The organism is Flavobacterium akiainvivens (assembly GCF_001278115.1).
GTDB lineage: Bacteria > Bacteroidota > Bacteroidia > Flavobacteriales > Flavobacteriaceae > Flavobacterium > Flavobacterium akiainvivens.
The window spans coordinates 639,316-651,979 of sequence record NZ_LIYD01000005.1; the positions used below are offsets into that span (position 1 = coordinate 639,316).

A 12,664-nucleotide genomic window follows, 5' to 3' on the forward strand; every position below is an offset into this window, starting at 1 on the left:
GAAGATCAATAGTTCAACAGTTTTTTTGGCAAGATATTTGAATTTTAGAAGCCATGAAGAAAATATTTAATACGATACTAATCATTTTATTTAGCACGACTTTTGTAAATGCCCAGGACTTTGCCAAAGTAGATGCCGCTGTAAAAGTCTATCCGTCTTTTGCTGATACCGATAAATTTGCCGAAAAAGTAAAAACCGATTTTACCCGTGATGACGAAAAAGCCCGCGCCATATTTACCTGGATTGCCCTTAATGTAAAGTACGACCTTGGAGCATATGGGGTTAATGAAAAGCCTGTAGCCTACAGTTATAAAACTGAACAGGAAAAGCTAAACCTCCAAAAGAAATTTCGTGAAGACCTTTCGCAGAAAACATTAAAATCTAAAAAAGGCGTATGCCAGGGCTATGCCACGCTGTATGAGGTGGTAGCCCAAAAGGCCGGTCTTGAAGCGGCTATGGTTACCGGTACGAGCAAATCGCACCCTATGCATATAGGCAAAGCACCCGGCGCCAGCGACCACGCCTGGAATGCCGTAAAAATTAACGGCCAGTGGAAACTGCTCGATGCTACCTGGGGCGCCGGCGTTGTAACCGGTGAGAAACCTGCGTTTGCCTTTAAGTTTAACGATGCTTATTTTTTTGCCGAACCCGATACGTTTTTCCTTAACCATTTTCCCGATGATAAAAAATGGTTGCTGACCAATAAGACTGAAGCCGACTTTGCCAACCTGCCGCTTATTTATGGTAACGCCCTTAGCGAAGGCTATGAGTTTACCGCCCCAACAGGAGGTACGTTTACCAACAGGCCCGGCGGTATAATTGGGTTTGCGGTAAAAAATCTTAAACCTGATGATAAAGTGCATTATGCCTTTAGCCAGGAGCGCAAATACATGCCTGTAACCCTTACGGCTAACGGTGATGCAAAAACATTTCAGGTGCCGTTAACGGCTAAATCAGCGGGTACGCTTACTATTTATGTCAACCAGAAATCAGTGGCGGCATACCGGATAAATAAATAAGACTATTTTCTTAAGGTTATAAGCCGTATTGCAAAGGATGTTAAAAAAAATCTGCATTACGGCTTTCATTTTTTGAGGTTTTGCGCTATATTAGCGGAAAATCCCAAATTTTAGATGGCCGAGCAAAATCAGTACACCGAAGATAATATACGTTCACTCGACTGGAAAGAGCATATCCGCATGCGCCCCGGTATGTATATCGGCAAGCTGGGAGATGGTTCATCACCCGATGACGGTATCTATATCCTTGTAAAAGAGGTTATTGATAACTCTATAGACGAGTTTGTTATGGGCACGGGTAAAACCATTGAGGTTACAGTAAAAGACAAAACCGTTACCGTGCGCGATTATGGCCGTGGCATTCCGCTTGGCAAGGTGGTAGACGTTGTAAGCAAAATGAATACCGGCGGTAAGTACGATTCCAAGGCGTTTAAAAAATCGGTTGGTTTGAACGGTGTGGGGACAAAAGCAGTAAATGCCCTTAGTAATTACTTCAGGGTAGAGTCAGTTCGCGATAATCAGCTAAAGGCTGCGGAATTCTCGGCAGGCGAAATTACCGTTGAAGAAGACGTGGTAGAAACTACACGCCGCAAAGGTACTAAGGTTACCTTTACAGCAGACGATACTATCTTTAAAAACTACAAATACCGTAACGAGTACATTGTTAAGATGCTCAAAAATTATTGTTACCTCAATACCGGGCTGACAATAATTTTTAACGGCGAAAAATACTACAGCGAAGATGGCCTTAAAGACCTTTTAGGCGAAACCATTGCCGCAGAAGACCGTATTTATGACATTATCCACCTTAAGGATGATGACATAGAAATAGCCATGACGCACAGTAAAACCCAGTACAGCGAAGAATATTATTCGTTTGTAAACGGGCAAAACACCACACAGGGCGGTACCCACCTTGGAGCGTTCCGTGAGGCTATAGTGCGCACTATTAAAGAATTTTATAATAAGAACTTTGAGGCTTCAGACATCCGTAAGTCAATCGTAAGCGCCATAAGCGTTAAGGTAGAGGAGCCTGTGTTTGAATCTCAAACCAAAACCAAGCTGGGTTCTACCGAAATGGGGCCTGACGCACCCAGTGTACGTACTTTTGTAAACGATTTTATAAAAACCAAGCTCGACAACTTTTTGCACCGCAACCCCGAAACGGCCGATGCGCTGCTTAAAAAAATACTACAGGCAGAACGCGAGCGCAAAGAACTGAGCGGCATACGCAAGCTGGCGCGCGACAGGGCCAAGAAAGCCAGCCTGCACAACAAAAAGCTGCGCGACTGCCGTGTGCACCTTCCCGATGCCAAAAACCCCCGCAGCCTTGAGAGTACCCTGTTTATAACGGAGGGCGACTCGGCCTCAGGGTCTATAACAAAATCAAGGGATGTAAACACCCAGGCGGTATTCAGCCTTCGCGGTAAGCCGCTTAACTCATACGGCATGACCAAGAAGATTGTGTATGAAAACGAGGAGTTTAACCTGTTGCAGGCCGCCCTTGATATTGAGGAGGATATGGAAAACCTGCGCTACAATAATATTGTAATTGCTACTGATGCTGACGTAGACGGTATGCACATACGCCTGCTGCTCATTACGTTCTTTTTGCAGTTCTTTCCTGAGCTTATTAAAGAGAACCATTTGTATATTTTGCAAACCCCGCTGTTCCGTGTGCGTAATAAGAAAGAAACCATTTACTGTTATAGCGACGAAGAGCGCCGTGCAGCAATAGAAAAGCTAAAAGGCAAACCCGAAATTACACGATTTAAAGGGCTTGGCGAAATTAGCCCTGATGAGTTTAAGCATTTTATAGGCCAGGATATAAGGCTCGACCCGGTACTGATGGATACTACAACTTCCATACAAAACCTGCTGGAGTTTTATATGGGCAAGAATACACCGGACAGGCAGGACTTTATTATTAATAACCTTAAGGTAGAGCTTGACGTAGTGGAGTAGTTTTAGTTGTCAGTTGGCAGCTTAAGACAGTTTTTGCTTGTCTTTCAGCGATAAAAAAACAATCTTTTAAATATCATTTTTTATAAATGAGCGAAGAAGAAAATATAAACTCCTTTGAGGGGGAACATTTTTATGACAAGCCGGATAATCCGGAATCAGGCGAAACCATTACCAAGGTAACGGGCATGTATAAAGACTGGTTTCTGGATTATGCGTCATACGTAATCCTGGAGCGAGCAGTACCCGCCATTGAAGACGGTTTTAAACCCGTGCAACGCCGCATTATGCACTCGCTTAAAGAGCTTGACGACGGCCGTTACAACAAGGTGGCTAACGTGGTGGGGCACACCATGCAGTACCACCCGCATGGAGATGCTTCCATTGGCGATGCTATGGTGCAAATAGGCCAAAAGGATTTGCTGATTGACACACAGGGTAACTGGGGTAACATCCTTACGGGCGATGGTGCTGCGGCAAGCCGATATATAGAGGCGCGCCTTAGTAAGTTTGCGCTTGAGGTGCTGTATAGCCCCAAAATTACCACATGGCAATCGTCATACGACGGGCGTAAGAATGAACCGGTAAACCTGCCTGTAAAATTCCCGCTGCTATTGGCGCAGGGTGCCGAAGGTATTGCGGTAGGCCTTTCTACAAAGGTACTTCCGCATAACTTTAACGAGCTGATTGACGCTTCCGTAAAAATACTGAAAGGCAAGCCATTTACGCTGTACCCTGATTTCCCTACGGCGGGTATTGCTGATATCTCTAATTATAATGACGGTATGCGTGGCGGGCGTGTGCGCGTGCGCGCAAAGATTTCGCAACTTGATAAAAGTACGCTGGTTATCACACAAATACCCTTTAGTACTAATACCGGTACTTTAATAGACAGTATTCTGAAAGCCAATGAAAAAGGCAAGATAAAAATCAGGAAAATTGAAGATAATACTGCCGCAGATGTAGAAATTTTGATACACCTGCCGCCGGGTGTTTCGCCCGATAAAACTATTGATGCGCTGTTTGCTTTTACGGCCTGTGAAACTTCGGTAGCGCCACTGGGCTGTGTTATTGAGGCACATAAACCGTACTTTGTGGGTGTAAGCGAAATGCTACGTATTTCAACCCACCGCACTGTAGACCTGCTAAAACGCGAGCTGGAAATTGAGCTGGGCGAGCTTGAAGAAAGCTGGCACTTCCAGTCGCTGGAACGCATTTTTATTGAAAACAGGATTTATCGCCTTATTGAAGAGGAGGAAACCTGGGAAGGCGTAATTAAAGCTATTGATGAGGGCCTTAAGCCATTTACCACGCACCTGAAACGGGCAGTAACTGAAGAAGACATTGTGCGGCTTACAGAAATACGTATTAAGCGTATCTCTAAATTTGATATTGATAAAGCCCAGGAAAAAATAGAAGCCCTTGAAGGAGAAATCGAACAGGTAAAATACAACCTGGAGCATATTATAGATTTTGCAGTTAGCTTCTTTACCGGGCTTAAAGAACGTTATGGCAAAGGCCGAGAGCGCAAGACCGAGCTCCGTAGCTTTGATAATATTGAAGCTACTAAGGTAGTATTGCGTAACACCAAGTTATATGTAAACCGTGAGGAAGGCTTTGTGGGTACCGGCCTTAAAAAGGATGAGTACGTAGCTGATTGTAGCGATATTGACGATGTTATTGTCTTTCTTCGTGATGGCAGCATGATTATTACCAAAGTAGATGTAAAGACTTTTGTAGGCAAGGATATTATTCACGTGGCGGTGTTTGACAGAAATGATAAACGCACCATTTATAATATGATTTACCGCGATGGTAAGAGCGGGCCAAGTTATGTAAAACGATTTAATGTAAGTGGTGTAACCCGCGATAAACCGTATGACCTTACAGCCGGTACCAAAGATTCTATGGTGCTGTATTTTAGCGCCAACCCTAATGGTGAGGCAGAGGTGGTAACCATATTACTACGCCAGGTGGGCAGCGTTAAAAAGCTTAAATTTGATATGGATTTTGCCAATATTGCTATTAAGGGCAGGGCTTCGCGTGGCAATACGGTTTCTAAATATCCTATCAAAAAAATTGACCTTAAGGAAAAAGGCATATCTACCCTTAAGCCGCGCCGCATTTGGTTTGACGATACTGTGCACAGGCTTAATGTAGATGGCAGGGGAGAGTTGCTGGGTGAATTCCGTCCGAATGACAGGCTGCTTATCATTAACCAGAATGGCAGGGTTAAAACCATAGTGCCGGAACTTACAACACACTTTGATGAAGGTATGATTGTACTGGAGAAGTGGAAGCCTACAAAGCCTATTTCGGCTATTTATTATGATGGCGAAAAGGAGCGTTACTTTATAAAACGTTTTGTTGTTGAAAGCGAAAATAAGGAAGAAACCTTTATAACCGACCACGAAAAATCACAGCTTGAAATTGTGAGTACTGATTACAGGCCGGTAGCTGAAGTTATTTTTGCCAAAGTAAAAGGTGTTCAGAAAGAAACCATTACGGTAGACCTGGAAAGCTTTATAGCTGTTAAAGGTATTAAGGCGCTGGGCAACCAGCTTACGGCTGATAAGGTAAAACAGATAAGCCTTTTAGAATCGTTGCCTTATGAAGAGCCTGTGGAAGAAATTCCCGAAGAACCTAAAGACGGGGTTGATATTACTAATGATGATACTATTATAACACTTGATGATGATGGGCAGATAACCCTGAGTTTAGAATAAAAAACGGCAGCTTGCAGCTGCCGTTTTTTTATTCAGGTTTGTTTTTCCGCATTTTCATGTTGAGGAATTCTACAGCCAGTGAAAAGGCAATAGCAAAGTACAGGTAGCCTTTGGGCACTTCGCCCACGTGCTGGCCTGCAAGCTGAGCACCGCTTAGGTGCATACTTTCGGTTATAAGCATAAAGCCGATAAGGATAAGAAATGCCAGTCCCAGGATTTGAATTGATGGGTTGGCATTTACAAAATTGCCAACGGGCACGGCAAAAAGCATCATAATACCTACAGATATTACCACAGCGGCAATCATAACATACAGTGCTCCTTCAAGCCCGCTGGTCATACCTACGGCTGTAAGTATAGAATCTATCGAAAAAATAAGGTCTATTACAAGTATCTGGCCTATAGTGCTGGCCATAGATTTTTTTGCCTTGAAGTTTAATTCCTGTTCGTGTTCACCTTTTGTATCTACTTTTTCATGTATTTCTTTGGTACTCTTGTAAATAAGGAATAATCCACCGGCAAGCAGTATAAGTGCCTGGCCTGTAAAATGGGCGCTGAACCAACCCCAGTCAAAACCAAATAACGGCTTTGTCATACGTGTTAAGTAGGTAATGCCGGATAATAGCCCTATACGTAAAAACATAGCCATAAAAAGCCCGGTACGGGTTGCTTTTTTACGGTCTTCCGGTGGCAGTTTACCGGTTACTATAGAGATAAATATAATGTTGTCTATGCCCAGTACAATTTCAAGAAAAGTAAGGGTTACAAGGGCAATCCATACATCGGGGTTAGCAAGAAAATCAAACATTTTACAGGGATGTTAGTCTATTTTGGTTACGGTTACCTTTTGCTTTTCGGCCTCGCCTACAAGCGAAAACTCAACGGTTGCTGTATTGCCCTTAGTGGTAAGTATGCGTATGCTTATACCTTTTTTTTCTTCACGGCTTTTAGGGTGCAGGTTTTGCATTACAAATTCGCAGTCGTTTACCCAGCGCACACTTGCAGTATCAGTTTTACCTTCAAATGTTTCTACCTGAATACTGTCATTACGTTCTACTATAGTTGTTTGTGTCTTGCCATTAAGCGTAAGTTCATACTTAAACTTTCCGGTTTTAAAATCGGCACAATTGCGTTCTGCTTCATAGCATGATGTTACAATTACAAAAAGAGGTAACAGGTAAATTAGTCGTTTCATTTGGTTGTATTGTTAAGCCGGTTGAGCTCGCTGTCAATAAAGTTTCGTGTGCCTTTTTCCTCGGCAAATTTCTGGTTGTTATATTGTGCCGAATTATTTTTAGATATTGAAAGGCTGTTCCAGGCTTCTTGTTTAAGCTGTTTGGCAAAAAATACAATCTGGCCTATGTGGTAAGGATAATGTGCCAACTGCCGGTTAATGGCTTCTGTAACGGTATGACCTTCGTTCCTGATATAAATAATGCTGTCAAGGTTATCAGGTGTAACAGTTTCAAGCGCATTGAGCAGACAATCCCAGCCTTCATTCCATTTTTGCATCAGGGTTTCGGCATCAGTAAATGGGTTTTCAAACTCATCATCGCGGTTACGCCATTCTTTTTCACCATCAGATGTAAGGAAGTCTGTCCACCGGCTCAGCATATTGCCGTGCAGGTGTTTTACAATAATGGCAATGCTGTTGGTATCTTCATTTGGCGAAAAAAATAATTGTTCAGGCTGTAACTGTGCCATGGCTTTTTCGCCCAGTGTTTTATAATACAGAAACTGTTTCTTAACGCTTTCTATGTAGGCTACAGCTGTTTCCATAAAATATTAATCTATCATGCTTTTCATAATTGTACGTAACCCTACAGCCATAAGTATTATGGCGTAGATGCATAATATAATACCTAACCCTAAAATGGGTATATAAAGAGGGTGTTCCTGGTTTTTAAAAGAGCTGTGTATTACAATGGGCCCTATAAAAAACAGCGGGAGTGCACCGCCAAGGCGTCTTAGCCCACGCATTAGTATTTTCTTATCGGTTGGCATAGGCTTCTATGGCTTTGCGCACGTTTTTATGTTCATCAAGCAGGGCGGCAGCTTCGGCCTCAGGTATTCCCAGTTCGTCTATAATCATTTGCACACCACGCCCCACCAGTTTGTGGTTGCTAAGCTGCATGTCTACCATTTTGTTGCCTTTTACACGCCCCAGCTGAATCATGGTTGCGGTGCTAATCATGTTCAGCACCAGTTTCTGCGCAGTACCGGCTTTCATACGGCTGCTTCCGGTAACAAACTCAGGGCCTACCACCACTTCTATGGGGAATTGTGCCGTTTGTGCCAGCGGGCTGCCCTGGTTGCAGGTAATGCAGCCTGTGGCAATGCCGTTTGCGTTACACGTTTCGAGCCCGCCAATAACATAAGGCGTTGTGCCCGATGCGGCAATACCCACTACAACATCATTACTATTTATATTGCATTCAGACAGGTCTTTCCAGGCCTGTTCACGGTTGTCTTCGGCAAATTCTACAGCACGGCGAATAGCAGTATCGCCACCGGCAATAAGGCCTATAACCAAATCAAACGGAACGCCGAAAGTAGGCGGGCATTCACTCGCATCTACAATACCCAGACGGCCACTTGTACCTGCGCCTATGTAAAAAAGCCTGCCGCCTTTTTTAAGGCATTCCACCACCTTGTTTACCAGGGCTTCTATCTGCGGAAGCGCTTTTTCTACCGCAAGCGGAACGGTTTTGTCTTCGTTATTTATGTTGGCCAGCAACTCGTTTACGGGCATTTTTTCAAGATGCTCGTATTTAGATGATTGCTCGGTTATACGTGTAAAAGCCATGTGTAGTTTTTTATAAAATTACAGAAAATAAGCCATAATGGCGCCCAATATAATAGCAAGTAGCTTAGCCAGGTTAAACCTATGGTTTTCACCGCTTTCAAATATAATGGTAGATGATATGTGAAATAAAATACCAACCACAACTGCTGAAATCTCGGTAAAATAATCGGCTAAAAACTCCAGTTGGCCGGAAGCAAACGTACCAAGCGGTGTCATAGCAGAAAATGCTACCATAAATAGCAGCACGGCCCATTTATTAAGCCCTGAATTTATAAAAAATGCAGTGAGTATTATGGCAATAGGGAAGTGGTGTATGGCAATGCCCCAGGCCAGCTCATTATGGTGGTGTACCGGCATGCCTTCTAACAGTGCATGTATGCAAAGACTTATAAACAATAACCAAGGCATAGAAGCATGATCGTGGTCGTGGCCACCGTGTACATGGCCGTGCTCTGCACCTTTACTAAAGTATTCAAGGATTATCTGGAACACAATACCCGCCATGATATATAAACCAATAGGGTTATTGGCATGTTTATGGTCGTGCCCGTGGCCGTCATTTTCTATGTGTGCATCATGGTTATGTGTGCTGTGGTCATGCCCTTCATGGGCCTCATGATTATGAGTTTCATCTGCTTCATGATCGTGATTGTGTTCATCATGATCATGTATTTCGGCAGTGTGTTCATCATGGTTGTGTACTTCATGATTATGAACTTCTTCTGTATGTGTTTCGGTACTGTGATTGCTGCTTTCATACACTTCTGGCAATAAGTGTAAAACCGTAAGAGACAGTAAAAAGGCGCCGCTAAACGCAAGTAATAGTTTAAGGCTTTTTTTGTTGCTTGGTTTAAGGATTAATGCCACGGCATAACCCAGCAATACCGATAGCAGGGGAACTAAGTATATCATTGTTTTATTTGAAAATCATTATAAGGCGTTCTGATTCGTTTTTGTAGAACTTGCGCAGTTTATAATCGCCAAAGGTATCTAAAAGGTATATGCCGGCTTCTTCCATAAGCTGTTCAAAATCCTGTAGGGTAAGGGCTTTAACGCGCTCGGTGTAATGGTAGCTTTCGCCTTTATCTTCAAAATCTATTTCTTTGAAAATATAACCGTCCTGCACGTAGCGCCTTATGTGGAATTCTATACCCTCAACCGTTTTGGTCTCAGCCGGAACAAGATGTTTTGTTACATACTCAACATTCATAAAATCAATAACTCCAAAACCATATTCGGTAAGGCTTTTGCATATCGATTGTAATGTCATGAGGTTGTCTTCATCATGCTCAAAATAGCCAAAACTGGTAAACAGGTTAAAAATAGCATCATATTTTGTAGGGAAGGGCTCACGCATATCGTGCACCATAAAGTGCAGTGTGTCATTGCTGTGTTTAGAGGCCTCGGCAATGCTGTGCGTGCTTAAATCGGCTCCGGTAACATCATAACCAAGCTTGTTTAAGTAGATGGAATGTCGGCCTTTACCACAGGCAAGGTCAAGTATTTTAGCGTCTTCGGGCAGGTTTAAATAAGCCGTAAGATTGTCCATAAACAGCTGTGCTTCTTCATAGTCACGGTCTTTGTAAAGAATGTGGTAATAAGGGGTATCAAACCACGAAGCATACCAGTTGTTTGTTTCTTTTTGCATATTGATAAAATGTACCCGCAAATTTAGCTTATTTTTGCCGTGAAAAGGAAACCGATTGATGGAGAATTTTAAAATGATAGCCAAAACCTTTTTTGGCTTTGAAGAGATACTTGCAAAAGAATTGCAGCAAATGGGCGCCCAAAAGGTAGAGCAGGGTGTGCGTATGGTTAGTTTTGTGGGCGATAAGGGCTTTATGTATAAAGCAAACCTGGGCCTGCGCACTGCTTTAAAGATACTGAAACCCATACATAATTTCAGGGCTTATAACGACAGGGCTTTGTACACCGGCATACAGTCTATTAACTGGGAACAGTACCTTAACGTAAACCAAACGTTTGTGGTAGATGTTACGCTGAAGTCGGAACACTTTAACCACTCTCAGTTTGTGGCGCTAAAAACCAAAGATGCCATTGTAGACCAGTTTAGAGACAAATACGGCAAGCGCCCGGATATTGATAAAGATTATCCTGACCTTAGGATAAACATACACATACACGACGAACAATGCTCTGTAGCGCTTGATACCAGCGGAAACTCATTGCACCACAGGGGTTACCGTTCGGCTACTAACATTGCGCCTATTAACGAGGTGCTTGCTGCCGGTATGCTGCTGCTTAGCGGTTGGGATGGCAGTACACATTTTCTTGACCCTATGTGCGGTAGCGGAACTATTCTTGCCGAAGCAGCTATGATTGCCTGCAACATTCCGGCCAACATAAACCGTAAGGAATTTGCTTTTGAGAAATGGAACGACTGGGATAACGACCTGTTTGATAAGGTTATTGATTCGCTTATGAACAAAACCCGCGAGTTTCATTATACCATAAAAGGTTATGATAAAGCACCAAGTGCTGTACTGAAAGCTAAGGATAATATTCGCAATGCCAACCTGGAGGAGTATGTAACTATAAGCCAGGAAAACTTTTTTGATACCAATAAAGAAACACAAGGCCCATTACACATGGTGTTTAACCCACCCTATGGAGAAAGGCTTGATATAGACCTGGAGCGTTTTTACCGCGAAATAGGCGATACCCTAAAGCAGGGTTATCAAAACACCAATGCATGGTTTATAACAGCTAACCTTGAGGCACTTAAGTTTGTAGGGCTAAAACCCTCTCGAAAAATAAAACTGTTTAACGGCAAGCTTGAGGCAAGGCTGGTTAAATATGAAATGTATGAAGGCAGCAAAAAAGCTAAATTTCAGCAAGATTAAATTTTACACATGAAAAAATCATATAAAGCACTACTATATAATTTTTTGGGTTTTGCGCCCGTTTTCCTGATTTTATATTACGTTATTCTTGAATTTACAGGGCTTATAGGTTTGTGGGTTCCGGTTACTTCGTTTGTGGTAACTACTATCATATCGCCTAAATTCCAAGCGGTAAAATATATGGGTGAAGAAAAAATATTTATGCGTTGGTTGTTCATAAAAGGAGTTAAAGAGGTTAAGTAATTATCTAATTTACCAATTTTTTAATGTAACAATGGTTTTTAATTGCTACATTAAAAAATTGATGAATTGGTAAATTATTTTTTCAGCAGCCCTGTTTTGTGGTAAATGTATTTGCGCCCATTGCCAAAAAGCCACCCAAGCGGTTTGGGTAGGGAGCTGTCGTAAATACGTTTAACAGGTTTTAGCTTTTTGTTTTTAAGGGTAAGGAATTGCAGATTATCTCCAGAAATCAGATAATATTTAACGTTATAAGGTTTGACATTTGCTGCAGCCAGTGAATCGGCTACCTTAAAACTCCGGCTGGTGCTGTTTTGATCCATGCTTATTTCATCATACAAATCAAGCCGGAGTGTATCGCCAGAAATGGTGTACCTTCCATATTCTGACCATGATAAGTCGTATTCACTGGTCCATTTTACAAAATTACCGGGATGCAATTGAATAGACTCATATAAAAGCATATACGATTTACCAACATTAACACTACAAGTATATTGTATAGTGTCCTGTGCATTACAAAAAATGGTAAAGAAAAGGGCGAGGAGGAGGATTTTCATGACTATTGGTTTGTATCAGTTGGTGCGGTGGGCTTCTTTTTAGTGGCCCATTTTATAATGTTTAATATTAAAATTAATGGTGCAATTAAACCAACCGTAATCATCATGAATCCCATAGCCACTTCGGCTACTATGTCTACCGTTGTGGTGCCGCCGCTGCTTAGTGTGTAAGTGCTTTCAAGCCAGGCAAATAAAAATGCAAAACCTAAAGAAAATATCAGGTATATAAGTGCTGCCCTGTTTAATGCCCATACAAATTTTGGATAGGCAAATGCCTTAAAAGCGTCCTGTTTTTTAAGGAATAGCAGTAGTGGCAGTGCAAATAGCACCAGTAAAATAATGTAGGGTAGGTATTGCATAATGGTTAAAAATCAAAAATAATAAAAAAACAGGAGTTTTTGGGCTTCTGTTTTTTTTGATGTGGGGCATGATTAAAGATTAATTTCATAACAAAAATTTTGATTGCTTATATTTTACTATGTTTGTC

At 42.1% G+C, this 12,664-nt stretch carries 14 protein-coding genes; 5 read left to right on the top strand and 9 right to left on the bottom strand.

Features of this window, described 5'->3' with window-relative positions:
- The first annotated feature begins 53 nt into the window (after positions 1–53).
- The 3 genes from AM279_RS02860 to AM279_RS02870 all read left to right on the top strand — a co-directional run bounded on the left by AM279_RS02860 (position 54) and on the right by AM279_RS02870 (position 5,707).
- Positions 54–1,019, top strand: a complete 966-nt coding sequence (locus AM279_RS02860; RefSeq protein WP_054406154.1) for a transglutaminase domain-containing protein — start codon at positions 54–56, stop codon at positions 1,017–1,019.
- Positions 1,020–1,133: 114 nt separating this feature from the next.
- Positions 1,134–2,984, top strand: coding sequence for a DNA topoisomerase IV subunit B (locus AM279_RS02865; protein ID WP_054406155.1), 1,851 nt, complete (start codon positions 1,134–1,136; stop codon positions 2,982–2,984).
- 86 nt (positions 2,985–3,070) lie between these two features.
- Positions 3,071–5,707: a DNA gyrase/topoisomerase IV subunit A gene (locus AM279_RS02870; protein ID WP_054406156.1), complete on the top strand. Its 2,637-nt coding sequence runs from the start codon at positions 3,071–3,073 to the stop codon at positions 5,705–5,707.
- Between the two features lie 28 nt (positions 5,708–5,735).
- On the opposite strand, the gene AM279_RS02875 is transcribed toward AM279_RS02870, so the two are convergent.
- From AM279_RS02875 to AM279_RS02905, 7 genes are read right to left on the bottom strand one after another with little or no spacing between them, the layout of a single operon-like run.
- Positions 5,736–6,515 carry a TerC family protein gene (locus AM279_RS02875; RefSeq protein WP_054406157.1) on the bottom strand — a complete coding sequence of 260 codons (780 nt, stop codon included), beginning with the start codon at positions 6,513–6,515 and terminating at the stop codon, positions 5,736–5,738.
- Positions 6,516–6,527: 12 nt separating this feature from the next.
- On the bottom strand, positions 6,528–6,902 hold the full coding sequence (locus AM279_RS02880; RefSeq protein ID WP_054406158.1) for a hypothetical protein: 375 nt from the start codon (positions 6,900–6,902) through the stop codon (positions 6,528–6,530).
- On the bottom strand, positions 6,899–7,486 hold the full coding sequence (locus AM279_RS02885) for a DUF1572 family protein (protein ID WP_054406159.1): 588 nt from the start codon (positions 7,484–7,486) through the stop codon (positions 6,899–6,901). The genes AM279_RS02880 and AM279_RS02885 overlap by 4 nt, the downstream gene beginning before the upstream one ends.
- A 6-nt stretch (positions 7,487–7,492) precedes the next feature.
- Complete coding sequence (locus tag AM279_RS02890; RefSeq protein ID WP_054406160.1) at positions 7,493–7,711, bottom strand: DUF6095 family protein; 219 nt, start codon at positions 7,709–7,711, stop codon at positions 7,493–7,495.
- A complete protein-coding gene (gene murQ, locus AM279_RS02895; protein ID WP_054406161.1) occupies positions 7,698–8,513 on the bottom strand; it encodes an N-acetylmuramic acid 6-phosphate etherase in 816 nt (271 codons plus the stop codon). The genes AM279_RS02890 and murQ overlap by 14 nt, the downstream gene beginning before the upstream one ends.
- Positions 8,514–8,531: 18 nt before the next feature.
- A complete protein-coding gene (locus tag AM279_RS20860) occupies positions 8,532–9,425 on the bottom strand; it encodes a ZIP family metal transporter (RefSeq protein ID WP_054406162.1) in 894 nt (297 codons plus the stop codon).
- 4 nt (positions 9,426–9,429) lie between these two features.
- Positions 9,430–10,161, bottom strand: a complete 732-nt coding sequence (locus tag AM279_RS02905; protein WP_054406163.1) for a class I SAM-dependent methyltransferase — start codon at positions 10,159–10,161, stop codon at positions 9,430–9,432.
- A 73-nt stretch (positions 10,162–10,234) separates the two neighbouring features.
- Between AM279_RS02905 and AM279_RS02910 the strand changes: the two genes are divergently transcribed.
- Complete coding sequence (locus AM279_RS02910; RefSeq protein ID WP_074961549.1) at positions 10,235–11,377, top strand: THUMP domain-containing class I SAM-dependent RNA methyltransferase; 1,143 nt, start codon at positions 10,235–10,237, stop codon at positions 11,375–11,377.
- Between the two features lie 9 nt (positions 11,378–11,386).
- Positions 11,387–11,620 (top strand): hypothetical protein, encoded by a 234-nt coding sequence (locus AM279_RS02915; protein WP_054406165.1) that lies wholly within the window; start codon positions 11,387–11,389, stop codon positions 11,618–11,620.
- 74 nt (positions 11,621–11,694) lie between these two features.
- Here AM279_RS02915 and AM279_RS02920 read toward each other — a convergent pair whose 3' ends face one another.
- The gene (locus AM279_RS02920; protein ID WP_143090376.1) at positions 11,695–12,177 is read right to left on the bottom strand and encodes a hypothetical protein; all 483 of its coding nucleotides are present in this window, start codon (positions 12,175–12,177) and stop codon (positions 11,695–11,697) included.
- Positions 12,178–12,179: 2 nt separating this feature from the next.
- A complete protein-coding gene (locus AM279_RS02925; protein ID WP_054406167.1) occupies positions 12,180–12,536 on the bottom strand; it encodes a hypothetical protein in 357 nt (118 codons plus the stop codon).
- Between the last annotated feature and the right edge of the window lie 128 nt (positions 12,537–12,664).